The organism is Yimella sp. RIT 621, assembly GCF_004146205.1.
Lineage (GTDB): Bacteria > Actinomycetota > Actinomycetes > Actinomycetales > Dermatophilaceae > Yimella > Yimella lutea.
Window position 1 is genome coordinate 13,781 of record NZ_SEIP01000018.1, and the last position, 24,688, is coordinate 38,468.

General features: G+C 67.6%; 25 protein-coding genes and 1 pseudogene. 13 read left to right on the top strand and 13 right to left on the bottom strand.

What is annotated here, in order from left to right:
* Positions 1–68: 68 nt before the first annotated feature.
* From EU513_RS14325 to EU513_RS14350, 6 genes are all read left to right on the top strand, one after another.
* A complete protein-coding gene (locus tag EU513_RS14325) occupies positions 69–908 on the top strand; it encodes a chromosome condensation regulator (RefSeq protein ID WP_129627148.1) in 840 nt (279 codons plus the stop codon).
* Between the two features lie 141 nt (positions 909–1,049).
* Complete coding sequence (locus EU513_RS14330; RefSeq protein ID WP_205744797.1) at positions 1,050–1,526, top strand: MerR family transcriptional regulator; 477 nt, start codon at positions 1,050–1,052, stop codon at positions 1,524–1,526.
* A complete protein-coding gene (locus tag EU513_RS14335) occupies positions 1,523–2,515 on the top strand; it encodes an aldo/keto reductase (protein WP_239702819.1) in 993 nt (330 codons plus the stop codon). Before EU513_RS14330 ends, EU513_RS14335 begins: the two co-directional genes overlap by 4 nt.
* On the top strand, positions 2,515–3,003 hold the full coding sequence (locus EU513_RS14340; protein ID WP_129627151.1) for a cysteine hydrolase family protein: 489 nt from the start codon (positions 2,515–2,517) through the stop codon (positions 3,001–3,003). The genes EU513_RS14335 and EU513_RS14340 overlap by 1 nt, the downstream gene beginning before the upstream one ends.
* Positions 3,004–3,071: 68 nt before the next feature.
* A complete protein-coding gene (locus EU513_RS14345) occupies positions 3,072–3,404 on the top strand; it encodes a VOC family protein (protein WP_129627154.1) in 333 nt (110 codons plus the stop codon).
* A 47-nt stretch (positions 3,405–3,451) separates the two neighbouring features.
* Positions 3,452–4,033 carry a TIGR03086 family metal-binding protein gene (locus EU513_RS14350; protein WP_129627157.1) on the top strand — a complete coding sequence of 194 codons (582 nt, stop codon included), beginning with the start codon at positions 3,452–3,454 and terminating at the stop codon, positions 4,031–4,033.
* 45 nt (positions 4,034–4,078) lie between these two features.
* Here EU513_RS14350 and EU513_RS16205 read toward each other — a convergent pair whose 3' ends face one another.
* Positions 4,079–5,248, bottom strand: coding sequence for a peptidoglycan-binding protein (locus EU513_RS16205; protein ID WP_205744798.1), 1,170 nt, complete (start codon positions 5,246–5,248; stop codon positions 4,079–4,081).
* A 158-nt stretch (positions 5,249–5,406) separates the two neighbouring features.
* On the opposite strand from EU513_RS16205, the gene EU513_RS14360 reads away from it, so the two are divergent.
* On the top strand, positions 5,407–6,750 hold the full coding sequence (locus EU513_RS14360; protein WP_240796075.1) for an ISL3 family transposase: 1,344 nt from the start codon (positions 5,407–5,409) through the stop codon (positions 6,748–6,750).
* A 173-nt stretch (positions 6,751–6,923) separates the two neighbouring features.
* Here EU513_RS14360 and EU513_RS14365 read toward each other — a convergent pair whose 3' ends face one another.
* The 4 genes from EU513_RS14365 to EU513_RS14380 all read right to left on the bottom strand — a co-directional run bounded on the left by EU513_RS14365 (position 6,924) and on the right by EU513_RS14380 (position 10,684).
* On the bottom strand, positions 6,924–7,448 hold the full coding sequence (locus EU513_RS14365) for a hypothetical protein (protein WP_129627159.1): 525 nt from the start codon (positions 7,446–7,448) through the stop codon (positions 6,924–6,926).
* A gap of 122 nt (positions 7,449–7,570) precedes the next feature.
* Positions 7,571–7,768: a hypothetical protein gene (locus tag EU513_RS14370; RefSeq protein ID WP_129627162.1), complete on the bottom strand. Its 198-nt coding sequence runs from the start codon at positions 7,766–7,768 to the stop codon at positions 7,571–7,573.
* 112 nt (positions 7,769–7,880) lie between these two features.
* On the bottom strand, positions 7,881–10,055 hold the full coding sequence (locus EU513_RS14375; RefSeq protein WP_205744799.1) for a heavy metal translocating P-type ATPase: 2,175 nt from the start codon (positions 10,053–10,055) through the stop codon (positions 7,881–7,883).
* Between the two features lie 32 nt (positions 10,056–10,087).
* Positions 10,088–10,684, bottom strand: a complete 597-nt coding sequence (locus tag EU513_RS14380) for an MFS transporter (protein WP_168990299.1) — start codon at positions 10,682–10,684, stop codon at positions 10,088–10,090.
* Between the two features lie 825 nt (positions 10,685–11,509).
* Between EU513_RS14380 and EU513_RS14385 the strand changes: the two are divergent.
* Together EU513_RS14385 and EU513_RS14390 are read left to right on the top strand one after the other, a co-directional pair.
* Positions 11,510–11,925, top strand: a pseudogene (locus EU513_RS14385) (DUF305 domain-containing protein).
* 67 nt (positions 11,926–11,992) lie between these two features.
* The gene (locus tag EU513_RS14390) at positions 11,993–12,559 is read left to right on the top strand and encodes a DUF411 domain-containing protein (protein WP_129627168.1); all 567 of its coding nucleotides are present in this window, start codon (positions 11,993–11,995) and stop codon (positions 12,557–12,559) included.
* Between the two features lie 464 nt (positions 12,560–13,023).
* Here EU513_RS14390 and EU513_RS14395 read toward each other — a convergent pair whose 3' ends face one another.
* The 6 genes from EU513_RS14395 to EU513_RS14420 all read right to left on the bottom strand — a co-directional run bounded on the left by EU513_RS14395 (position 13,024) and on the right by EU513_RS14420 (position 18,826).
* Positions 13,024–15,381, bottom strand: a complete 2,358-nt coding sequence (locus EU513_RS14395) for a heavy metal translocating P-type ATPase (protein ID WP_129627172.1) — start codon at positions 15,379–15,381, stop codon at positions 13,024–13,026.
* Between the two features lie 172 nt (positions 15,382–15,553).
* A complete protein-coding gene (locus EU513_RS16690) occupies positions 15,554–15,655 on the bottom strand; it encodes a heavy-metal-associated domain-containing protein (RefSeq protein WP_115921514.1) in 102 nt (33 codons plus the stop codon).
* A gap of 92 nt (positions 15,656–15,747) precedes the next feature.
* Complete coding sequence (locus EU513_RS14405) at positions 15,748–16,026, bottom strand: hypothetical protein (RefSeq protein WP_129627175.1); 279 nt, start codon at positions 16,024–16,026, stop codon at positions 15,748–15,750.
* A 121-nt stretch (positions 16,027–16,147) separates the two neighbouring features.
* Positions 16,148–17,059 (bottom strand): F510_1955 family glycosylhydrolase, encoded by a 912-nt coding sequence (locus EU513_RS14410; protein ID WP_115921513.1) that lies wholly within the window; start codon positions 17,057–17,059, stop codon positions 16,148–16,150.
* A complete protein-coding gene (locus tag EU513_RS14415) occupies positions 17,059–18,561 on the bottom strand; it encodes a multicopper oxidase family protein (RefSeq protein WP_168990300.1) in 1,503 nt (500 codons plus the stop codon). The genes EU513_RS14410 and EU513_RS14415 overlap by 1 nt, the downstream gene beginning before the upstream one ends.
* 25 nt (positions 18,562–18,586) lie before the next feature.
* Positions 18,587–18,826: an SHOCT domain-containing protein gene (locus EU513_RS14420; RefSeq protein ID WP_129627181.1), complete on the bottom strand. Its 240-nt coding sequence runs from the start codon at positions 18,824–18,826 to the stop codon at positions 18,587–18,589.
* Positions 18,827–18,989: 163 nt separating this feature from the next.
* Between EU513_RS14420 and EU513_RS14425 the strand changes: the two genes are divergently transcribed.
* The 4 genes from EU513_RS14425 to EU513_RS14440 all read left to right on the top strand — a co-directional run bounded on the left by EU513_RS14425 (position 18,990) and on the right by EU513_RS14440 (position 21,897).
* On the top strand, positions 18,990–19,712 hold the full coding sequence (locus tag EU513_RS14425; protein ID WP_205744800.1) for a response regulator transcription factor: 723 nt from the start codon (positions 18,990–18,992) through the stop codon (positions 19,710–19,712).
* Complete coding sequence (locus EU513_RS14430; RefSeq protein WP_129627184.1) at positions 19,712–20,830, top strand: cell wall metabolism sensor histidine kinase WalK; 1,119 nt, start codon at positions 19,712–19,714, stop codon at positions 20,828–20,830. The genes EU513_RS14425 and EU513_RS14430 overlap by 1 nt, the downstream gene beginning before the upstream one ends.
* A 132-nt stretch (positions 20,831–20,962) precedes the next feature.
* On the top strand, positions 20,963–21,244 hold the full coding sequence (locus EU513_RS14435) for a transposase (protein WP_129627187.1): 282 nt from the start codon (positions 20,963–20,965) through the stop codon (positions 21,242–21,244).
* 41 nt (positions 21,245–21,285) lie between these two features.
* A complete protein-coding gene (locus tag EU513_RS14440) occupies positions 21,286–21,897 on the top strand; it encodes an IS3 family transposase (RefSeq protein ID WP_239702932.1) in 612 nt (203 codons plus the stop codon).
* A 601-nt stretch (positions 21,898–22,498) separates the two neighbouring features.
* Here the strand turns inward: EU513_RS14440 and istB are convergent.
* Together istB and istA are read right to left on the bottom strand one after the other, a co-directional pair.
* Positions 22,499–23,314 (bottom strand): IS21-like element helper ATPase IstB, encoded by an 816-nt coding sequence (gene istB, locus EU513_RS14445; protein ID WP_129627193.1) that lies wholly within the window; start codon positions 23,312–23,314, stop codon positions 22,499–22,501.
* Positions 23,314–24,579, bottom strand: coding sequence for an IS21 family transposase (istA, locus tag EU513_RS14450; protein WP_129627254.1), 1,266 nt, complete (start codon positions 24,577–24,579; stop codon positions 23,314–23,316). Before istA ends, istB begins: the two co-directional genes overlap by 1 nt.
* Positions 24,580–24,688: the final 109 nt, after the last annotated feature.

The window sequence follows — 24,688 nt, forward strand, 5'->3', positions numbered from 1 at the left end:
CCGGTCGAAAGCGACCATCTGTCGCGCCGATTCGAGGGGTGGCTGCGGCCGGCTGACAGGATCGAGTGGTGACCACCATCGCCGTCGGATGCCGCCACTCGGTCGGCGTGCGCCGCGACGGAACCGTGCTGGCCGTCGGGCACGGGGGAGCCGGTGAGCTCGACGTCGGCGACTGGACCACCGTGCAAGCCGTCGCCGCCGGCAACGTGCACACCTTCCGCAACACCGGGCGGTCGCACACCGTCGGGCTGATCGCCGACGGCACGGTGCGCGCCACCGGTTGGAACGGCGACGGCCAGTGCGATGTGGGTTTCTGGTCGAACGTCGTCGGTGTCGCGGCCGGATGGCGGCGCACGCTCGCGGTGCTGGCCGACGGCACCGTCCGAGCCACCGGACGCCGCGACGAAGGCGCATGCGATGTCGACGACTGGGCCGACATCGTGGCTGCGTCGTGCGGCGACTGGCATTCGGTGGGGCTACGGTCCGACGGCTCGGCGGTCGCCGTCGGCGCCGACCGCCGCGGACAGTGCGCGGTCGAGACGTGGCGCGACCTGGCCGCAGTGGCAGCCGGCTACCTGCACACCCTCGGACTCACTCGAGCCGGTCGCGTGGTGGCCGCGGGCGCTCCGTCGGCCGGTTTGCGCGAGGTGCACGAGTGGCGCGACGTCACCGCGATCGCAGCCGGCAGCCACCACTGCGTCGCACTCACATCGTCCGGACGCGTCGTCGCGGCCGGTGACAACAGCGCCGGGCAGTGCGACGTCGGCGACTGGACCGGCATCGTCGCGATCGCCGCCGGATCGCAGCACACCATCGGCCGGCGCAGCGACGGCACCGCGCTCGCGGCCGGCTGCGGAGATGACGGCCGGTGCGACGTGGCGGGGTGGACCGACCTGCGCCTGCCCTGACCCGCCCGCCCTCCTCACCGAATCCGCGCGACAGATGGTCGTTTGCGCCGGGCACAAGCGGCCACCTGTCGCGCCGAATCCAGGGTATGGGCGCTGCAGGTTACTTGCGCTGGAGTGCACTCCAGCACGTACGTTCGACGCATGGAGCTCGTCGAGGCAACCGAAGACCGAGAGATCGGCATCGCGGAGATGGCGCAGATGTCGGGTCTGACCCCGGACACGCTGCGCTGGTACGAGAAGGAAGGCATGCTGCCGCCGGTCGGTCGCGGCGTCGACGGACGGCGCGCCTACAGCGGTCGTGACCGTGACCTCGTCCGGTTGCTGGCCGCACTGCGTGCGACCGGTATGCCGACCTCGCTGATGAAGGAGTTCGTCGCGTTGATCGCCGAGGGCGCTGCGAGTCACGGCCGTCGCATCGACGTCCTGCAGGAGTCGCGCGAACGCCTGGAATCGCGCCGCCGCGAGATCGACGAAGCGCTGGCCGCTCTCGACGCCAAGGTCGACCACTATCGGCAGCTGATCGACGCCGGCCTCGACTGCGACAACCGTCCCGTTGCGGCGTCGGTGCGCCGACTCCAACGCTCCACCGACCGCACACTCACCAAGGAGATCTCTTGAACACCAGGCGAATTCCCGCCTTGAGTCGCGACACGGCTGCGATCGGTCTCGGCTGCATGGGCATGTCGTGGGCCTACAACACGCCCGAGTCGGCCGACCCGCGCGCGGCCGCCGTCGTGATCCACGGCGCGCTCGACCGCGGGATCACCCTGCTCGACACCAGCGACGCCTACGCGGCCGGCCACAACGAGCAACTCGTCGGGCAAGCAATCGCCGGACGCCGCGACGAGGCGATCGTCGCGACCAAGGGTGGGCTCGTCTCCAGTTACGTCGACGGCAAGCCGCACCTCGAGCGCAACGGCCGACCCGACCATCTGCGCGCCGCGATCGATGCCAGCCTGGAGCGCCTCGGCGTCGACCGGATCGACCTCTATTACCTGCACCGGGTCGACCGCTCCGTTCCGCTCGAGGAGAGCTGGGGTGCTCTTGCCGACGCGGAGGCGTCCGGGAAGGTGGCGGCGATCGGTCTGAGCGAGGTCACGGTCGAGCAGGCCGACCTGGCCCACCGGCTCCACCCGGTGGCGGCGGTCCAGTCGGAGCTGTCGCTCTGGACCCGCGACGCGCTGGGTGAGGGCACGAACTCCGACGGCGCGAGCAGCGGCGATGTCGTCTCGTGGTGTGCCGATCACGACGCTGTCTTCGTGCCGTTCTCCCCACTCGGACGCGGCTTCCTCACGGGCAAGCTCGACGTGAATACGTTGCCCGACAACGATTTTCGAGCAGGTCTGCCGCGCTTCTCGGGTGACAGCGCGCGCCAGAACGAGCGCATCGTCGAGGTCGTACGGGACGTCGCGCGCCGGCACTCCTGCAGCCCGGCGACGATCGCGCTCGCGTGGGTGTTGGCGCAGGGCGAACACGTGATCCCGATCCCCGGCACGACGAAGCTCGGCCGACTCGACGAAAACCTGGCCGCGGCCGCGATCGACCTGACGGAGCAAGACCTGCAGTCGCTGGACAACCTGCCGGCAGCAACGGGATCGCGCTACTGATGGGCGCTACGGCGCTGCTCGAGGTCGACTTCCAAGGCTGGATCGTCGACCTCGCGCACGACCGCACAGTGACGAAACGGGCAAGAGCCACCAGGGACCATTGGCGAGCACAGGGCGCGTCGGTGTTCTGCCTGCGCTACCTCGATGCTGGTGACGGACCGAGGGCCGATCCGACGAGTCGCGACGCCGCGTTCGACCCGGCGCTGGCGCCCGAGCCCGGCGACATCGTGCTCAGCAAGGCGACGCGCAACGCGTTCGACAACCCTGACCTGCATGCCAACCTGCAACTGCGCGCCGTCCGCAATGTCGTCATCGACGGACTGCTCACCGACCACGGCGTTTTCGTCGCCGCAATCTCGGCTCATCGACTCGGTTACGACGTGACCGTGGTGGGTGATGCGTGCGCGTCGTCGACCCTCCGCGATCACGATCGTGCGCTGGCGGCGATGCGCGCCGAGGGCATCCGAGTCGCTCCGGCCGCGCGCTGACCGAATCCGCGCGGATTCGAGGATGCGTCGGCTGACCGCGCGCCGGTCGACGGTGGGAGCATCGACGGATGGAAGCCGACCTCTTCGCCGGTGTCGCCGTGAGTGACCGCGACCGTGCCGTCGAGTGGTTCGACCGGTTGCTGGGCGAGGTCGAGTCGTTCGAGCCGAACAGCGACGAATGGGTCTGGACCATCGCCGAACATAGGCACCTCTACGTCGACGTCCGCCCCGAGCAGGCGGGGCACTCGATGGTCACCCTGTTCGTCGACGACCTCGACCGGTTCGTGCAGGAAGCAACCGCGCGCGGTGTCGAGCCGGAGTCGCAGGAGATGTACGACAACGGGGTGCGCAAGACCATCTACCGCGACCCCGACGGCAACGAGATCGGCGTCGGCGGCTGAACCGCGAGGCCTGTTGCGATCGTGCTCGCTGTGGGAGCGTGGGCGTCATGGACACTCGGCCCGACCTGCTCCCGTCCGCCCACCGCCTCACCGGTCTGCTCGACGGAGTCACCGATGATCACCTCGCGCGGCCCACGCCGTGCGAAGGGCGCACCGTCTCCCAGTTGCTCGCCCACATCGACGGCCTCACCGCGGCTTTCCGTGCCGCCGCCGACAAGGACTTCGGTCCGCTCACCGACACCAACCCGGACGCGGGCGGCTGGCCCGAGGCGCCGTCCGGCTGGCGCGAGCAGATCCCGGCCCGCGCCGACGCCCTCGCGCAGGCCTGGGTCGCGCCCGACGCATGGGACGGCATGACCAGGGCCGGCGGAGTCGAGTTGCCCGCCGAGGTCATGGGATTGGTCGCCCTCGGTGAAGTGACGCTGCACGGGTGGGATCTCGCCAAGGCCACCGGCCAGAACTTCGACGTCGACGACGCGACGCTCGCCGTCCTGTCGGGCTACGTGCAGGGCTTCGACACCGGCGGCACGCCGGGCATCTTCGGTCCGGCGGTGGAGGTCGGCGACGACGCCACCGAGTTAGACCGGGTGCTCGCGCGGGCCGGGCGCGACCCGCAGTGGCAGGCCTAGGGCTCGGAGCCGGCACGGCCCCGAGCCCCGTTGCGGCACAAGCGATCAGCCCGCCAGCATTCCGCTGACCAGCGCCTGCCAGGTGAGGGTGCCGCACACGCCGTCCGCCGTGATGTTCGGGACGTCGGCGTGCACCGCCTGCTGGAAGGCCCGCACCGCGCTCTGCGTGAGTGGGCCGTACTGCCCGTCGACCGCGAGTTCGGTGGCCGGGTTGCCCGACAGGTTGCGGAAGTTGATCTCCACCTGCACTCCCTTGACGGCCGAGCCGCGGCTGCCCGACCGGCACGTGATGATCACGTGCGACCAGGTGATCGGGCCGACGATGCCGTCGACGGCGAGACCGGCACCCTGCTGGAAGTGCCGCACCGCTGCGTCGGTCAGCGCACCGAACGAGCCGTCGGCGGTCAAGGTCGCACCGTGCGCGTTGAGCAGACGCTGCAGCGTCGGCACAGGATGACCGTTCGCGCCGCGGCGCAGCACGGGCCACGGCTGCAGGTTGCTCGGGACCACCGTCGTCGGCTGCCGCACCCACGCCTCGTGGGTGATGTTGACCATCGACGGGTGGTCGATGATGCCGATCGAGTTCCAGGTGAACAACGCGTACGCGGGTGCGTTCGGGTCGACACCTGCGGGCACGGCCACGTGCAACTGCGACGCGAGCCAACCGGTCGTGCCGTAGCCGAACAGCGACACGCAGTGGTCCTCGTTCGAGTCGGGCTGGAAGCCCGTGCCGAACCACCCGTTGCTGCCGCCGGTGGTCAGCCAGGCGGTGTCGAGCTGGTCGGCCGCGACACCGATCTTCACCGGGCCCTGGGTGATCGCGCCGCGCAGCGCTGACGCGTTCGTCCAGTCGACCGCGAGGTGAGCGCCGTCGTCGTAGACGGTGCTGCCGCGACGGAAACCGTCGTGCTGCATCCAGGTGAGTACGTCGGGCAGGTACGCACCCTCGAGCACACCGTGCGAGGTCGCCCAGCCGATCACCTCGGCGTCGGTGATGAAGATCTCCGGGTTGTGGCATGCCTTGGCGAACGCCTCCTCGGCGGTCACGCAGTCGCCGTGAACATCGTTGCCCCACATGGAAATCTGGGCCGGCACAGTGAGGAACTGCAGCGGCGCGGCCACCGGCGGCGCGAACGCCCGGGCGGCGGCGAGCACGTGCCGCGGGGTCGGGAGAGCACCGCGTCGGCGGGCGGGTGCGGCGGTCTGGTCGGACATCGTGAATCCCCTTTCGGTGCCTCGTGATCGAGGCACGACTGGCTCTTCGCCGTTGAGCGTGGGTGAGTAGGCGGCGCGCCGAGTGGGGTGCGGTGGGTGTGGGTCGAGGTCCTTGAGGATCAGAGGACTTCTACCTCCCTGACCGCAAGGACCTCGACATGGATGAGCCTACGTTCTGCTGCGGCGCTGCCGGCGGCTACTGCGACCGGTGTGACCTGCTCGTTGATCTGCCCGGGTTGCACGTGATCGGCGTTGAGCACGACACCGCCGGCCGGGTGGTCGTGACGGTCGAGTCAGCACCAGGACCGGTCGGGTGCCCGGCATGCGGGGTGGTCGCGATCGGGCACGGCCGGGACGTGGTGACCTTGGTCGACGCACCCTGTTTCGGGCGACCGGTCCGGGTGCGGTGGCGTAAGCGACGCTGGCGATGCCTGGAACCTTCCTGTCCCCGCACGGTGTTCGTCGAACAGGACGACCGGGTTGCGGCGCCACGGGCCAAGCTGACCACGCGTGCGTGTTGGTGGGCGATCGCTCAGATCCGACGTGAGCACGCCAGTGTCAACGGGATCCGCCGGCAGCTCGGCACCGGGTGGCGCACGGGGTGGCGCACCGTGTGGGAATCGATCCGGCCCCTGCTGCAAGCAGCTGCCGACGACCCGGCCCGATTCGACGGCGTCACGATCCTGGGTGTTGACGAGCATGTCTGGCACCACGTCAGCACCAAGCCAGTCGAGCACGGCGGCCGTGGCCCGAAAGAACTGACCGGGATGGTCGACCTGACCCCGGATGCCAACGGGCACAACCGAACTCGCCTGCTCGACCTCGTCCCGGGGCGGTCCGGGAAGGTGTACACCGACTGGCTCACCGACCGCGGCGAAGACTTTCGTGACCGAGTGCAGGTCGCGACGTTGGACCCGTTCCACGGGTACAAGAACGCGATCGATGATCGTCTCGAGGACGCCCGCGCGGTGCTGGACGCGTTCCACGTCGTCAAGCTCGCCACCCACATGGTCGATGAGGTCCGCCGCCGGGTTCAGCAGCAACTCCACGGGCACCGAGGCCGTCGTGACGACCCGTTGTACCGGATCCGGAACATCCTGCGAGCCGGGCAGGAGAACCTGACCGACCGGCAACGCGCACGTCTCGCCGCGGCGTTCACCGCGCACGAGGCGCACGTCGAGGTTGAACTCGCGTGGCAGTGCGCGCAGCAGGTCCGATCCGTGTACCACCAGCCCACGCACGCGGCCGGCCGCAAGATCGCCGAACAAGTACTGGACACCTTCACCACCTGCCCGATCGGTGAGGTCGCCCGCCTGGGCCGCACCCTGAACCAGTGGCGTACCGAGTTCCTCGGCTACTTCGACACCCATGGCGCGAGCAACGGCGGCACCGAAGCCATGAACGGGCTCATCGAACTCCACCGCCGTATCGCCCGCGGCTTCCGCAACCGCGACAACTACCGCCTGCGCATGCTCCTCATCGGCGGCGGGCTGAACCTATGACCCACGCTCAACGGCGAAGAGCCAGATTGGCTGGGCCGAGTGAGACGATGCAATTTGGTCAATCTTCAAGGCGTGTCATCGTCAGTCCTCGCTGCATCTCGACAGCTGTTGTCGAGAAGCGCCCTAAATTAGAGCAAGTCGACTTCTATCTAAGATGCGAGGGCCCGAGGGCACTAGGGTGGCAGACTTCTGGTGCTCGGACGCCGCGCGGGCAGGGGGCTACTGCCGACCGCGTCTCCTTCGGCCGGGTCTGTCGGCGGCGTCAGCAGGAGGGAGCGCCGACTGCCTTCAGCGTGGAGGTCGTCGTCGAGTTGCTGCGGTACAGCGTGGTCGAGCCGGCCTTGCGGTAGATGACCGACACGTCGGTGATGGTGGAGCGGGCCTGGCATCCGCACGAACAGCACCAAGGACTGCCCATCGTCGGAGCGCGTCCGCGCGGGACGCAACGGTGCCGGCGCCCGGCGAACCTCACCGGAGTCGAAAGCGTCCACCATGTCCGGCGTCGGCCACTGATTCAGGACGCCGACGGCGTGTGCCGGCTCGGCCAGCCACGTTGACTCGACGGCGGCTCCGCCGGTCGCGGTGACGTGCGCGTCGACGATCGTGACGGGATCGTCGGTGACGTTCGCGAGTGCCTCGCCGTAGACGATCTTCTCGGTTGTCGTGGACGGGGACGCAGGTCGTTCGACCGACGGCACTCATCGCGACGTCGTTGCCGTCACGGATCGTGTTGTGCGTGCGCCACCAGAGCAGAGCGGCTGCGACCAAGGTCGCCGCGACAGCTGCGGCGACAGCTAAGACCTGACGGCGCCGCACGCGCTCATCTACGACGCGCAACGTAGACGTTCCCGGAGCCGTTGTTGGGCTTGTCTCGGGTGCCACAGAGACGGACCGACTTGCCCCGGAAGTTGAAGTGGACTGTCACGCTGCGTGTGTACCCGCTCTCGGCCGAGACGTTCAGGCCCAAGGGGGACAGGTCGACCCCGCCGGTGTTGCGCCAGGCCCGGTAGTTGTCCATGCTCTCTTGGCTGCCCTTGAGGTACGGAGTGCACTTCCACGCCGCGGGCGCCTTGGCCGCGGTGCCGGCGCTGTTGCCGGTCGGCTTGGCGGTGCATTGCTGGTGAGCCGATTCACTCGTCGGTGTCGCGGCCCAGGAGTTTTGCGGTGCTGCGTGCCGGGGTCAGGTCGAGGCGCCGCAGGAGCTGGGCGTTCAGGGCGACTACGACGGTGGAGGCCGACATGAGGATCGCGCCGACGCTCATCGGAAGGACGAAGCCGACCGGGGCGAGAACGCCCGCAGCCAGTGGCACGGAGATGAGGTTGTACCCAGCGGCCCACCACAGGTTCTGCTTCATCTTGCGGTAGGAGGCTCGCGAGAGGTCGATGACCGAGAGCACCGAGCGCGGGTCGGAGCTGGCGAGGATCACGCCCGCGGAGCCGATGGCCACGTCGGTGCCGGCGCCGATGGCGATGCCGACGTCGGCTTGGGCCAGGGCGGGGGCGTCGTTGACGCCGTCGCCGACCATGGCGACCTTTCGCCCTTCGTCCTGCAGCTCGGTGACCTTGGCGGCCTTGTCCTGCGGGCGGACGCCGGCGAACACCCGGTCGATACCCAACTCGGTCGCGACGGTCTCGGCCACGGCCTGGGCGTCTCCGGTGATCATCACGACTTGGGCGCCTGCGGCGTGCAGGGCGTCGACGGCGTCGCGGGACTCAGCGCGGACCTCGTCGGCCAGGCGAAGGGCGCCGATGACCCCGCCGTCGGCGAGGACGTGGAGAATGATCGCTCCCTCCTCGCGCCAGGTATGGGCGACGGGCAGCTCCGCCAGGTCGTGGTGCTCGAGCAGGTAGGGGCCACCGACCTCGATCACCGTGCCGTCGACGCTCGCCCGCACCCCCACTGCCGGGGATGAGGAGAAGTCACCGGCGCGCGGGACCTCAAGCTCGCGGGCGCGAGCGGCACCGACGATGGCCCGGGCCAGCGGGTGCTCACTGTCGGCCTCGGCGGCTGCCGCCAGCGCGAGGATCTGGTCCTGGTCGTGACCGCCGTGTGCCTCGATGCCGGTGACGGTGGGCTCGCCCTTGGTGAGGGTGCCGGTCTTGTCGAAGAGGACAGTATCGACGGTGCGCATCGACTCCAGCGACAGGCGGTCCTTGACGAGCACGCCACCGCGGGCGGCCCGCTCGGTGGCGATGGAGACCACCAGCGGGATGGCCAGCCCGAGGGCGTGGGGGCAGGCGATGACGAGGACGGTGATCGTGCGCACCACCGCGATGTCGGGCAGTCCCTGCACCGACCAGACGAGGGCCGTGATCGCAGCGGCGCCGAGGGCGAACCAGAAGAGCCAGGCTGCGGCGGTGTCGGCGATGCGCTGGGCGCGGGAGGAGGAGGCCTGGGCGTCGGTCACGAGCTTCTGGATGCCGGCCAGGGCGGTGTCGTCACCGGTGGCGGTGACCTCGACGCGCAGGCTGGAGTCGGTGGCCACGGTGCCGGCGACGACGTACTCCCCCTTCTCGCGGCGCACGGTCTTGGACTCGCCGGTGACCATGGACTCGTCCATGCTGGCCGAGCCCTCGACGATCCGTCCGTCGGCGGGCACGGACGCCCCGGGGCGGACGATGGTGACGTCGCCGACCACCAAGTCGGCCGGTGCGACGGTGACGACCTCGTCGCCGTCCACCTTCTCGGCCTCATCCGGCAGGAGCGCGGCCAGGGAGTCCAGTGCGGAGGTGGTCTGGGCCAGCGAACGCATCTCGATCCAGTGGCCCAGCAGCATGATGACCACCAGGAGGGCCAGCTCCCACCAGAAGTTCAGCTCGTGGTCGAGCACGCCCAGGCTCGCGCCCCAGGAGGCGATGAAGGCCACGGTGATGGCCAGGCCGATCAGGAGCATCATCCCCGGCTGGCGAGTGCGAATCTCCGCCACGGCGCCGGTGAGGAAAGGCCGGCTGCCCCACAGGTACATGACCGTGCCGAGAGCGGGCGAGACCCACGACGCCCAGCCTCCGTCGGGCAGGTCGTAGCCGATGAGGTCGGCGAACATGTTGTTGAAGCCGACGACCGGGACCGCCAGCACAAGCATGATCCAGAACAGGCGGCGGAACTTCCCGACGTGGTCGCCGTGCCCCTCGTGTCCTTCGTGGCCGCGGTGCTCGCCGTGGCTGTGCTCAGCGTCGTGGCCTGCCTTCCGCGGCTGGTGATCACGCGGATGACGCCCGTGCACGTGGTCGGTCGCGTGGGCTTCGGGGTGGCTCTCGTGCGTGTCCCCTTCAGGCGCGAACTGGTGGTCTTGGTTGGCGCTCATGCCTGCAAACCTATACCCCCTAGGGGTATAGGTCAATGCGTGGCCACGCTCCCCGAAAGGCAGGCGTCGGGGGCGGAGCCACACGGAACTGGGTGCGCCGACCGCCCGGAGCGGGGGATGGTCAGCCCCGCGACGACGGCGGCGGCCAGGGCGGCGGTGGCGGCCACGAGGAAGGCGTTCTGGAAGCCGGAGCCATCACCGCCTACGAGGCTGGCCGCAGCCATGCTGGAGACGGTGGCGACACCGATGGAGGCCCCGAACTCGTAGAAGGTGCTCAGCAGGCCCGAGGCGACGCCGGCCTCGGCGGGCTCGATCCGGCCGAGGGCAGTGGCCGAGGCGACCACGAACAGTGCGCCGATGCCCAGGGCGCCGACCGAGACCCCTGCCACCGTGGCCGGGGTGGTGGGCCACAGTGCCGGGACGAGCAGGCCCGCGGCGGCGATGCCCATTCCGCCCACGCCGAGCCGCTTGGCCCCCATGGTTGCGATGAGCCGGCCGCCGAGGTTGGCGCCCAGCATCGTGGCGACCACGTCGAGCGGATCGAAGGGGTCAGCGATGTCAGCGTCGACATCCCCAACGGGCGACTGACCGTCCACTCCACGCCCACGGTCACCGACGAGGCCGTGCACGCAGCGATCGAGCAGGCTTGCTACACGATCGCAGCCAGCGCCTGACCGTGCCCACAGCCTTCTCGCCGCCGACATCCCACGACAGGCGACTCATAGAATGTGGGCCATGACCCCCGACCACAGCGCGCGCACGCAGTTGGTGGCACGCTTCAGCCCCATGGGGTACTGGTTCTGGGGCTGGCCACCGTGGTGGTCGCCGAAATCCTTGCCATGCACGGATTCTCCGTGGCCATCACATGCCGGGCGAGGCCCCACGCAGCAGGTGGACTCGAGCACGAGCCACCAAACGCATCAAGACCCAGCGAGCTCGGGCGCACATTCATGTCCGTCCCCCGGCTGCGACGAGCACGGCTCGATGGCCGCGATGTGCTTGTTCATGCTGCTGTGGCTGGTGACCCTCGTGCCACGGCGCGGTGGCTTCTCGTGGCGATGGCAACCCCCGTGGGTGACCTGGCTCGCTGCCCAGTCACCACCCCCAGCGGGGCACCTGTCACGCGTTTCGTTGATTCGGCTGTGCATCAGCCGAACGTCAACAGGCCTCTCGCGTCCGACCACGCCACACCGGCGTCGCCGGACGCAGTCCTGCCCGATCAACGACACCAGGCGAAGGAACCGCGATTTCGCATGCGCAAGAACACCATCACCAAGACATTGGCGCCCGCCGCGGCAGCCACCCTCATCGTCAGCGGCTGCTCCCAGGGCAGTAGCAGCCACGACTCCCACGGCGGCAGCGAGAGCGGCAGCAGCCAGGTGTCGGCACAGTTCAACGACGCCGACGTCACCTACGCCGAAGGCATGATCATGCATCACCAGCAGGCCGTGGAGATGTCCGACATCATCCTCGACAAGTCTGGGGTCAACCCCGACGTGGTGAAGATGGCCAAGCAGATCAAGAAGGCCCAAGGGCCAGAGATCAAGGAGATGCAGACCTGGCTCAAGGACTGGGGTCAGGACGACTCTGGCCAAAAGGGCCACGGTGGTGACTCCGGCTCCGGAGACGAGATGAGCCATGACGGCATGGCAGCCCCGAGGACATCAAGAAGCTCAAGGCAGCCGACGGCGAACAAGCCTCCACGCTGTTCCTCGACCAGATGATCGAGCACCACCAAGGCGCCGTGAAGATGGCCAAGGACCACCGCCGGGACGGGGAGAACCCCGACGCGGTGGAGCTGTCCAAGAACGTCATCAGCGACCAGAACGCCGAGATCAAGGAGAAGCGCACCATGCGCGACTCGCTCTGACTGCTCCCAACGGGCCCGGCCGGCTGTACGCCGGCCGGGCCCCCCACACAAAGAAGGTCCTGATCCAATGTTCACCAGTTCACCCACCCCCCAACAGATCAGCCGGCGCACCCTCCTCCTGGCCAGCATCGGGTCGGCGTCCTTGCTGACCGCCTGCGCGGACGAGGGCCCGGCACCCACCGCGAAAGAGACGTCGTTGCCCGCGAAGGTCGCCGACTACGGAGTCGACCCGGCACAACTGGTGATGACTGTGTACAAGGATGCCTCCTGCGGGTGCTGCAGCGGATGGGTCGACCATGCCGAAGAAAACGGGTTCACAATCACCACCGAGCACCCCGAAGCCCTCCACGAGGTCTGGGAACGCCATGACATCGCCTTGGACATGCAGTCCTGCCACCTGTCGCTCACCTCCGACGGAGACGTCTTCGTCGGACACGTCCCGGCACGATTCGTCCTGAAGTACCTAGCCGACCCACCGACGGGCGCACGCGGCCTGAGCGTGCCAGCCATGCCTGTCGGGACGCCCGGCATGGAGCAGGACGACGAGTTCGACCCCTACAAGGTCATGCTGCTCACCGACGGCGAACCAAGGGTCTTCGCCGACGTGAGGAAGGCATCGCAACAGCGGACGTAACATGACCGACCAAAGGTTGCCCAGGTGGAAGGAGCCAGCGCCCGCGACACTCGCAGATCGCGGGGCGCGGGGCGCTGGTGTGTGCCCACCATGCAACCGTGGTGGAGCCGAACAGCCCACGTGACGCGGCAGGCCCCGTAGAGGCCTACTTTGCACAGCCGCGGAATGCAGGACGATTCGTGCAAAGTGGGACGCGTGTCGTGTGCAGTCTTCGCTGCATCTCGACAGATGCAGCCAAGACTGCACGATGTCGTGCGGCGTACGTTGCCGAGATCGGCCCGCTCGGTGGGGTCGTGCAAGATCGCCCGCGAGTGATCTGGAGAGGTCACCTCCTATATGAGGCCAGAAGAGCGCGTTCCTCGCAGCCAGCTCGCCGTCGTGAACGACCTGCGAACAGTCGTCGGGGTGACAGTCCGGTAACGGTGCTTCTGGACTGACGCGCCAGTCCTCGAGTTTGCTGAGGGTCAGTCGATGGTTTGTGCGCGGAGGCGTAGGGCGTTGGCGATGACGCTGACGCTGGAGAGGGCCATGGCGGCTGCGGCGATGATGGGTGAGAGCAGGAGCCCGAAGACGGGGTAGAGGACGCCGGCGGCGATGGGGATGCCGAGGGCGTTGTAGACGAACGCGAAGAACAGGTTCTGTCGGATGTTGCGCATGGTTTTCTCGGAGAGTTCGCGTGCACGGACGATACCGGTGAGGTCGCCCTTGAGGAGGGTGACTCCAGCGCTCTCCATGGCGACGTCGGTGCCCGATCCCATCGCGATGCCCACGTCAGCGGCAGCCAGTGCGGGGGCATCGTTGACGCCGTCGCCAGCCATCGCGACCACGCGGCCTTCGCTCCGGAGCTTGGTGACGATGTCGCTCTTGTGGTCGGGCAGGACTTCAGCTTCGACCTGGTCGATGCCGAGCGTCTTGGCCACAGCGTGGGCGGTGACGCGGTTGTCGCCGGTGAGCATGACGATCCGGATGCCTTCCTCCCGCAGTGTCTTTAGCGCGGCGGGCGTGGTGGCCTTGATGGGGTCTGCGATCGCGAAGAGGCCTACGAGCCGGCCATCGGCTCCCATGTAGATGACGGTGGCTCCGTCGCCGCGCAGCTCATCGGCACGGTCCTTGAGGCCGGTGGTGTCGATGTGGTGGGAGTCGAGGAAGTCGGAGCTGCCGAGGACCAGGACCTGTCCTTCGACGGTGCCTATGACGCCGCGGCCGACTGGTGAGTCGAAGTCTGTGACGTCGGGGATGGGCAGGCTCCGGGCGGTGGCGGCTTCGACGATGGCCAGGGCGAGCGGATGCTCGGAGGCACGCTCGACGCCGGCGGCGAGGCGCAACAGGTCGTCCTGGGAGTGTTCGCTGGTGGTGACGATGTTGGTGACGGTGGGCCGGCCCTCGGTGAGCGTTCCAGTCTTGTCGACCACGAGTGTGTCGACCTTCTCCATACGCTCGAGGGCTTCGGCGTTCTTGATGAGCACACCCAGTCCCGCGCCGCGTCCGACGCCGACCATGATCGACATGGGAGTGGCCAGCCCGAGCGCGCAGGGGCAGGCGATGATCAGGACCGCGACGGCGACGATGAGCGCGTGCGCGAGTTTGGGGTCGGGTCCGACCAGCGCCCACACGATGAACGCGACGACGGCGATGACGATGACGGCCGGCACGAAGATGCCAGCGACTTTGTCGGCCATGCGCTGGATGGGGGCGCGGGAGCGTTGCGCGTCGGCGACCATGGCGACGATCCGGGCGAGCATGGTGTCGCGGCCGACCTTCTCGGCGCGCATGATCAGGGCGCCGCTGCCGTTGATGGTGCCGCCGATGACGGTGTCTCCGCTTGTCTTGGTCACGGGCATGGATTCCCCGGTGACCAGGGACTCGTCGACTGCTGAGCGGCCTTCCTCGACTGTCCCGTCGACAGGCACGGCCTCGCCGGGGCGGACCCGCAGCCGGTCCCCGAGTTGGACCGTGTCCAGAGAGATCTCTTCCTCGTCGCCACTGTCCGTGATGCGGCGGGCGGTCTTCGGTGTCAGATCCAGCAGGGCCTTGATGGCTCCGGAGGTCTGTTCGCGGGCACGCAGCTCGAGGACTTGCCCGAGCAGGACCAGGGTGGTGATGACGGCAGCGGCCTCGAAGTAGACATCGACGGTGCCTGCGTCGCCGCGGAAGGAGGCGGGGAAGATCCCGGGCGCGACGGTCGCGATGACGCTGAACAGCCACGCGATTCCAGTGCCCATCGCGATGAGGGTGAACATGTTCAGGTTGCGGGTGCGGACCGAGGCCCAGCCGCGCACGAAGAAGGGCCACCCGGCCCACAGCACCACCGGCGTTGCCAGGATGAGTTGGAGCCAGACGGAGGCACGCGCGGAGATCAGGTCATGCAGGAAGGGGACGAAGTGGCGGCCCATCTCGAGGATCACGATCGGGATGGTCAAGGCGGTGGCGACCCAGAAGCGGCGGGTCATGTCGGCAAGTTCCGGGCTGGGACCGGTGTCGGCGGTGACGGTGACCGGCTCGAGAGCCATCCCGCAGATCGGGCACGACCCAGGACCGGGACGGCGGATCTCGGGGTGCATCGGGCACGTCCACTCGGCAACGTCTTCGTTCACGTCTTGGTTGCGCGAGGCCGCGTCGTCGGAGTCTTGTGGGGGCGCGAGGAAGCTGGCCGGGTCGCCCTGAAAGCGGTCGCGGCAACGCTCAGAGCAGAAGTGGTATGGCGTGCCCTCGTGATCGAGGGTCAGCGCCGTGTTGGGATCGACCTGCATCCGGCACACAGGGTCGGTCACGGAATGGCTGGTCTTGGTGACGCTCTGGTGGTGCTCATGGTCGTGCTGCATGTCCAGGTTCTCCTCCGGCAGAACTCGTGCCGCCCGTTGTGGTCGCCACGGCTAGGCGTGGGTCAGTTGCGGCGGGCGGTGTAGCCGCCTCGACGACGGCGCTGACGACAGCGTCGTTCGGAGACGTGACCACTAGTAGTGATGATCAGTTCGCCGGTGGCGGCGCTGACGGTCAGGCTTGCACGCCTGGCAGTGCGGAGACCTTGTCGCGGACGCTGCTCTCGCAGTGGCCACAGGTCATTCCAGTGACGGCATACGTCTGGGTGGAGTTCATCAGGTCTGGCCTCTTCTGTAGGTGACGCCCTCCCAACAAGCATACCCCCTAGGGGTATTCCCTGATGTTGGGTCGTGGGGCGGTTGGGGTTCTCACGGCTTGTGCTCGTGGTTGGTGCCGTGGTTCATCCAGGCCATCATCACGCCCATCATGAGCAGGCAGCCCATTGCGTAGAGCAGGCCGCCGGCGCCGAGCCGGCCGGTCGTGATCAAGGTGCCCACGAGCAGCAGCATGGGCACGCACATGAGCCACATCAGCCAGTGGTGGCCGCTGCGGCGACCGGGCTCAGTGGGGGATGACTCGGTGGGGGTCGGCTCGGCGGGTGGGGTGAGGGGTGCGTAGGTCGGGTTCGGGGTGTTCTGCTGTTGCATGGCTGCTCCCTTGGTCTCGGTTGCGGTGCTCGGGGCTGTCCCCGGGTGCTTTCAGCCTGCGAGGTCGATGTGGCCCTCGGGTCGTGGTTCGGTGAAGATCTGGTCTAGGTCTATGCGGGCTTCACAAGAGCTTCTCGACGGTGGCGCCCCCGTCGGCGGTGCGCAGTACTGCGCCGTCGGCGACGAGGATGGTTTCGATCTGGCCGTCGGTGCCGCGTTGGGCGAACAGGGCCTGTGGAGCTCCGATGCGCTTGGGTTGCAGGGTCCAGGTCGCTCCGGTGTCGTTGCTGGTCGCGATCTGGCCGTTCGTGGTGGCGATCACGATGGTTTGCTCGTCGGCCCACGCAGCGAGCAGGGCCGTCGCGGGTGGGGTCAGGCCCTTCCAGGAGCGGCCGTCGTCGGTGCTGTGGAGGAGCCCGGTTTCGGTGGTGGCGAGTAGTGCTCCGGTTTGCGGTGACGCGGCCAAGGTGCGGGGGGCAGCCGGGATGGTGCGGGTGGTCCAGGTCTCGCCGTCGGTGGTGCTGCGAAGAGTGCCATCGAAGCCGACCACGCTGGTTGGGCTTGAGGTGAGGGCGTGGAAGTCGGACTCTCCGCCTCGAGAGCTGACGCGCCACGTGCGACCGGAGTCGGTGGAGGTGATGAGCCCGACCGGCTGGGGCAGGTCGACGCCTGCGCCGGGGTGCCCTGAGGCGTAGTAGGTGCCGTCCGGGGCGACGGTGAAACCCATCAGGTCGATGACCGGTCCGTTCTGTAGGAGTTCGCCGTTGGCGTGGCGGAAGAGTCCCTCGTGGGTGGCCAGGAGTAGGTCACCGGTCTTGGGGTCGCGGGCGACAGCGTGGATGTGGGTGATCGCGACCGGCGGTTGGTTGGCTGCTGATGCGGTGGAGGTTGACCCTCCTCCGGCCACGGTGGGGGTCGCGATGGACGTCGTATTGCCGGTGGGTGTGGTCGTGGCGCCACACGCGGCCAGAATCGTCGTGGTCACGAGTACGCCCCCTGCGACGAGGACGCGGCGTCGGGTGGTGGTGATCATCAGCGGTACTCCAGGGCGATCATCATGCCCGCTTCTGCGTGGTAGATGTTGTGGCAGTGGATCATCCAGTCGCCGGCGTTGTCGGCGTCGAGGTCGATCGCGAAGGACTGCATGGGCGCCATCAGCACGGTGTCCTTGCGCAGCCCCGAGGGCAGGGCGAAAGTGTGCCCGTGCAGGTGCAGCGGGTGGGTCATCATCGTCATGTTGGTGGCGTTGATCCGCAGCCGTTGCCCAGCCCTGACGGTCAGTGGCTCGTTCTCGCCGTACTTGGCGCCGTTCATGCCCCACTGGTAGGGCTTCATCGAGCCTTGCAGGGCCAGGTCGACGGTGGCGTCCGGCTCCTTGCCCGGCAGCTTGGCTGCTTCGGTCGGGCGCAACTGTGAGCCGATGAGGACCTGGCCAGCCAACTCGCTGGGGTCAGCGGCAACCGGAGGAGCAGCGCCGGCGCCGGTACGGACCACGGCCATGGCCTGGCCGCCACTGGTCTTGCCGAACGGTCGGGCCACAAGGGGGAAGGCGCCGTCAGCGAGGGTGACGATGGCGTCGTACCGCTCGCCCATCCCGATGTAGAAGGCGCCCACCTCGGTGGGCTCGACCGCGTGCCCGTCACTGTGGGTGATGGTGAGCCGGTGCCCACCAAGGGCCACGGTGAAGATGGTGTCGGAAGCCGCGTTGATGACCCGCAGCCGCACCTTCTGGCCCGGCTTGGCGGCCAGCACGTCCGGGTCGGTCGGGGGTTTGCCGTTGATCAAGAACAGCGGATAGGTGACGTCGCCGGCGTCACCCCAGGGTCCGGTCCCCATCGACATCCGACTCATCGAGCCGTGGTCCATGCCACCCATTCCGCCCATGCCGCCTCCGTTGGCGGGGCCACCGTCGGCGATCAGCTTCTTGAACACCTCGTCGGGGGTGGTGCCGGTGCCATCGATCCAGTCGTCCAGAACCACAACCCATTCGGCGTCGTAGCGGCCGGGGTCGGTGGGGTCGTCGATGATCATTGGGGCGTACAGGCCGCGGTCGAGTTGGACCCCGACGTGGGGGTGGAAGAAGTAGGTTCCCGGATCCGGGGCGGTGAACTCGTACACGAACTTGCCGCCGGTCTTGACCGGATCCTGGGTGAGGCCGGGGACGCCGTCGGCGGCGTTTGGCAGTCGGATGCCGTGCCAGTGGATCGTGGTGTCTGCGGGGAGCTGGTTGTCGAGCGTGAGGCGCAGGAAGTCACCTGCGGTCGCTCGCACCAACGGGCCGGGAAGCGCACCGTCGTAGGCCCACGTCGCCACCGTCCGCCCGCCCAGGTCAAGGCTGACCGGTCGGGCGGTCAACGTCTTCTCGAGCACCTTCTGTCCCGGTGAGGGGGAGACTGGCGTCGGGGGGCCGAAGGTGCGCGACGGGATAACCCCCGTCCCTGACGAACTGGAGGTGCAGGCGGCCAACGTTGCGGTCGAGGCCAGGCCGAGCCCGCCGAGGAGGACGTTGCGGCGGGAGAGCAGGGGCGAAGTCATGATGCCTTTCATTGGGTGGTCGCTGTCAGTGGCCATCGACGATGAGGCGGCGGCGTTGTTCGTACTCCTCCAGGCTCACCTCGCCGCGGACCAGGCTCTCCTTGAGGAGAGTGAGCGGATCCGGTCGGGCCGATTCCTGCCTGACGCGCGCGGCCGGGAGCAGGGCCCGGATCACCAGCACAATGACGACCCAGAAGGCGAGGGCGCCGCCGCCCATCACGAGCCACATCCACCAGCCCATCCCGGTCCCGTTGCCCCACATCATGAGCGCCCTCCCTTCCCGTCGTCGTGGCGCGCTGCACCGTCACGATCCACAGTGCAACTCGACCCTCAAGACCGGACCGCGGCGAGGTTGAGGTTTGACGAAGATCTACCCCGGCACCGTCAGAGAGGTCGTGGCGTGGGCGGCGGGCAGGGACACTGTCAGGGTGAGCACGACACCACCACCGGGCGCTCGAGTCCTGATCATCGAGGACGAAACAACGCTGGCCGGAATGATCGCCGCCTACGTCTCCCGCGCTGGCTACGACTCCAGTGTGGTCCGCACCGGCCCAGACGGCGTCCAAGCCGCGCGTGATCTAGCACCCGATGTCGTGATCCTGGACTTGGGCCTCCCCGGGCTGGACGGCATCGAAGTGTGCCGTCAGCTCCGCACCTTCACCGACTGCTACGTCATCGTCGTCACCGCCCGAAAGGACGAGATCGACACCCTCATCGGGTTGTCCGTCGGCGCGGACGACTACATCACCAAACCGTTCAGCGTCCGCGAACTGGTCGCACGAGTCCAAGCGGTACTTCGACGACCCCGCACCGGATCCACCACCGCCTCCGGGACCGCCCGTAGTGAACCGACCAGGGTGTTCGGTGCACTACGTGTCGACCCGGACGGCCAGCGTGTGCACATGGGCGACGTCGAGGTGGCCCTCACCCCCACCGAACGGGACCTGCTCATGGCTCTGGCGCGCCGTCCGTCGATGGCGTTCTCCCGGCGCCAGCTCATTGACGACATCTGGGGACCGGACTGGGTTGGCGACGAGCACCTCGTCGATGTTCACGTTGCTCACCTGCGCCGCAAACTCGGCGACGACCCCGAAACTGGCAGATACATCACCACGGTCCGAGGCGTGGGCTATCGGATGGGACAAGGGTGATGGCGCCAGCGCGCACCAACAGCGCTGGGCTGGCGACCCGCCTCCTGGCTGGACAGGCCATCGTGCTGGTCGCCGGTGCCCTCACTGTCGGCCTGGTCGCCGCCATGATCGGCCCACCCATCTTCCACCAGCACCTCGTCGAGTCCGGCCACCAACAGAACTCGCCTGAGCTCGTCCATATCGAGACGGCCTACCGCGATGCGTCCTTGATCTCCGTCGGGGTCGGTCTTCTGATCTCGCTGATCGCTGCCGGCGCGGTGACATGGTTCCTCAACCGACGGCTCCGCCGCCCTCTCGAACAGGTGACCACTGCTGCAATGGAACTCACCCGTGGGCACTACTCCACGCGCGTGCCGACCAGCGCCTCAGGCACCGAACTGGAGACCCTCGCAACCGCGTTCAACACGATGGCCAGCAGGCTCGAAGGAATCGAGGACACCCGTCGACGGATGCTGTCAGACCTCGCCCATGAACTCCGCACACCGATCGCGACCCTGAGCGCTTACCACGAAGGGCTCCACGACGGCATCGCCGCCCTCGGGCCAGAATCTCGCGCGGCGCTGGAGGAGCAAACCCGCCGGCTGGCGCGCCTCGCCGACGACATCGACGAGGTCTCCACAGCCGAGGAGGGCCGACTCGCGCTCGACCTCCGCCCACACCACGTCAGGGATCTTCTCTGGGCGGCCCACGAGGGCATGCGTGACGCCTTTGCCGCCAAGGGGATCAACCTCGTCGTCGAGCCACCAACCGCCACAGGGCTCGATGTCCACGTCGATCGAAACCGCATCGGACAGGTTCTGACCAATCTCCTCACCAATGCACTCCGCCACACCCCCCCAGGAGGAACCGTCATCCTGGCGGCCAACCGCCAAGGTGAAGAAGCGGCAATCTCCGTGATCGACGACGGCGACGGAATGACCCCCGAACAACTCGAGCACGCCTTCGAACGGTTCTATCGAGGTGACGCCGCCCGCACCCGCGACCGCACAGGTTCAGGTATCGGGCTGACCATCAGCAAAGCTCTCATCGACGCCCACCATGGAAGCATCTCCGCCAACAGTGACGGCCAGGGAGAAGGCACACGCCTCATACTCACCCTCCCACTCCCCGGGCGTTAGCCAATATTCAAGACTCGACTCCGGGGATCGCCTCCCCTCCGCAGCCGCACGGCCTGACTCGGCAATGACCTGTCCTGAGGTTTCCGGGCACCGATCTTGAGGGGATGATCCTCTCGGGAAGGAGTACAGGAGATGCCTGCACCGAAGTCGCCGGAGTTCCGGCAGCGCGCCGTGGAGTTAGCGCGTTTGAGGGAGAAGCCAATCGCCCAGATCGCCAAGGACCTCTCGATCAGTGAGTCATGCCTGAGGCGGTGGATGGACCAAGCCGATATCGACGCCGGCCACGGCCTGACCAAGGACGAGCGGGCCGAGCTGGTCCGGCTGCGCCGGGAGACTCGAGTCCAGGCGATGGAGATCGAGATCCTCAAGCGGGCCTCGGCGTACTTCGCGCGGGAGAACGTGCTCCCAAAATAGGGTTCCGGTTCGTCCACGAACTCGCCGCTCAGGGCTTGCCTGTGGCGGTGACGTGCCGGGTGTTGAAGGTCTCCACCTCGGGCTACTACGAGTGGCGTACCCGTGGCCCGAGCAGCCGTGACCTTGAGGACGCGCACCTGCTCGACGCGATCATCGCCGTCCACGCTGATGCCCGTGGCACGTACGGGGTCCGTCGTGTCCATGCTGAGCTCACCCTCGGTCAGGACCGCCGCTGCGGCCGGCAACGCGTGGAACGGCTCATGCGGGTCCACGGGCTGCAGGGTGTGCACCGCCGCAGGTGGCGGCACGCGAAACGCTCCGAGGCGGTGTTCGAGGACCACGTGCAACGCAAGTTCGTCGCGGACGCCCCGAACAGGTTGTGGGTCACCGACATCACCCAGCACCGCACCAGCGAGGGATGGGTCTACTGCGCGGCGGTGATCGACGTGCATTCCCGCCGCTGCGTGGGCTGGTCCATCGCTGACCACCTGCGCACCGAGCTGGTCGTCGACGCCCTCGACATGGCGCGATGGCAACGCAAACCCGTTGGGACCACGGTGCATTCGGACAGAGGAGCCCAATACACCTTGTGGTACATAACTCGACCACGCGAATGCGTCGACTCGTTGACCTGCATGAATGCTGCAACGTGACCACGATGAGAACAGTTCTCACACCGGACAAGTGTCCAATCTGTGCAATCGCAATGCCCAATGAGAGCCAAAACGAGGCCCCACTTTGATCGAATCGCCGTTTGATCAAAGTTCGCTGCATCTCGACAGCTGCTGCTGTCGAGATGCAGGAAAGATGAGCAGAATTGGAAGTCTGCTCATCTCCGACCGCTTTCAGCCCCATTTGACGCCACTATGAGAGCGGGAATGAGTGGCGACAGCAGATGAGGATGATTCTCACTGCATCTGATGGCTGGCATTCATGCACGTCAAACGCGTGCGGGCCTCTCGATCCGTGGTTATGTCAAGTTACTTTCGCGTATAGCCTGTGAACGATTTTCGATGGGACCGATTGCGGGAGTCGAGCACGGGAGGATGAGCGAGGTTGATTCCGATACCAAGCAGGCCACCCGTCGTGATCCACACCTGGCGATAGCATCCGCCGGGTGGTGATGTTTCTGGCTGGCGGCGGTACTGCTGTTCAGGAGGGCCGCGTCTGGGAGGCCGCCTTCTCCGATGTCGCAACTGTCAACGGTGGCTGAAAACTGACCCCCTCACGGCAATCGAAAACGGACCCCCTCGGTTACTGGTTTTCTTCGGTGACGGCCGCGGGGACGCGGCCGAGTTCTCGGTTCTTCAGCCGGTAGGAGTCGCCCTTGAGGGCGATGACCTCGGCGTGGTGGACGAGCCGGTCGATCATCGCGGCGGCGACGGTGTCGTCGCCGAAGACCTCGCCCCAGCGGGCGAAGTTCTTGTTCGACGTGACGATCAGGCTGGCCCGTTCGTAGCGGGATGAGACGAGTTGGAAGAACAGGTTGGCGGCTTCGGGTTCGAAGGGGATGTAGCCGACCTCGTCGATGACCAGCACGGGGTAGCGGACCAGTCGACGCAGTTCGTCTTGCAGCTTGCCGGCGTGGTGGGCCTCGGCGAGTCGGTCGACCCACTGGGACGCGGTCGCGAACAGGACCCGGTGGCCGGCTTGGCAGGCCCGGATCGCGAGTCCGGTGGCCAGGTGGGTCTTCCCGGTTCCTGGCGGTCCGAGGAGGACGACGTTCTCCTTGGCGGCGACGAAGTCCAGGGTGCCCAGGTGCGCGATGGTCTCGCGTTTCAGGTCGCGGGCGTGGTCGTAGTCGAAGTCCTCCAAGCTCTTCCTGGAGGGGAACCGGGCGGCCCGGATTCGTCCCTCGCCGCCGTGGGACTCTCGTGCTGACACTACGCGTTGCAGGCAGGCAGCGAGGAACTCCTCATGCGTCCAGGCTTCCTCGCGGGCGCGTTCGGCGAGCCGTTCGACCGACTCGCGCAGGGTCGGTGCCTTCAACGCCCGGGTCAGGTACTCCAGCTCGCTGGTGACATCGCGTCCTGTCCTCGGGGCTGTCTTCGTGGTGGTGCGCGCAGCCATCACGACACCTCCTCATCCACAAGCTCGTCAACGAGTCCGAGGATCTGGTCGTAGACACCGAGCGATCGGACCTCGACCTCCTCGCCGGTGACCGCCTCCGCGACCGGCCGCAACAAGTCGCCGCGGCCTTGCCGCAGCAACTTGGCGGCCACGGTGTGCTCGAAGTCGGTGATGGTCTGGTGCTGGGCCCATACCCGCGCATGGTCGGCCACGATCGCGCCCTCACACGTCACCCACACCCGTTCCAGGTCGGCGTGGATCTCGATCCGGCGTCCGACCACGGCCGGATGGACCGAATAGTCGTTCGAGTCGAGCCGGACGTAGTGGTCGCGTGGAAGCCGCATCGTCTTGCGCCAGCCGACCTCGGGCGGCACCGGTGGCAGCGACATCATCGCGGCGCGGTCCGCGGCGACCCGGTCACCGGGGCTGCAGCCCAGCACCCGCATCCGACGGGCGTTGGCCCGCGCGAAGAACTCAGCCAACTGAGTGTTGAAGTCCTCTGGCGAGGTGAACGTGCGACCGGAGAGGAACGACTTTTCCAGGTAGTCGTGGAGCCGCTCGAGCATTCCCTTGGCTTCAGGGTCGGCAGGCTTGCAGATGTAGACCTTGGTGCCGAGCACGCCCCGGAACGCCTGACAATCGCCGGTGAGTTCGGGTTGGCGTGCACGCCACCGACCAACCGCTCCTTCGCCGTCCCACACCAGTGTCTTCGGCACCCCCTGCAACTGGGTCGACACCAGCTGCCACCAGCCGGCGTAGAGATCCGCAGCCTCCCGGGACGGGATCAACAAGCCGCCCGACCACCGCGAATAGCCAGTCACCGTGGTCATCACCGGCAACCGCTTCGCCGTCCTGGTCTGCCCGAACCCGACCGGGAGCTCGATGTCGGGAAACCAGAAGTCGAACTGCGCCAACTCGCCCGGCTCATACGTCGTGCGCGACGCCGGGTCCGGCGGCAAGTACACCGGCCGCAGATCGCTGACCCGGGTCCGCAGGATCCGGATCGAGTGCTCCCACCCGATCCGCTCGGCTACCACCGTGGCGGGCATCGTCGGCGTGACCCGCAACAGTTCACGGATCTGCGGCTCGACCGCATCGACCAACGACCCACGCACCGCCCGCTCGTAACGCGGCGGGCCCTCATCACGCAGCGCCTTGCGCACCGTGTTCTTCGAGATCCCCATCGATCTGGCGATCACCTTGATCGGCACTCCATCCGCGCGGTGCAACCGCCGGATCTCAGCCCAGTCCTCCACTGCCAACACTCCGCATCTAGTTGAGTCCAGCAGAGTGGTGTACGAGTCGGTGGCCGTGTCGCTCATGACGTGAGCGGCGGTCACCGGTGATTCTTCGAGAGATCTTCCACAACCGCCT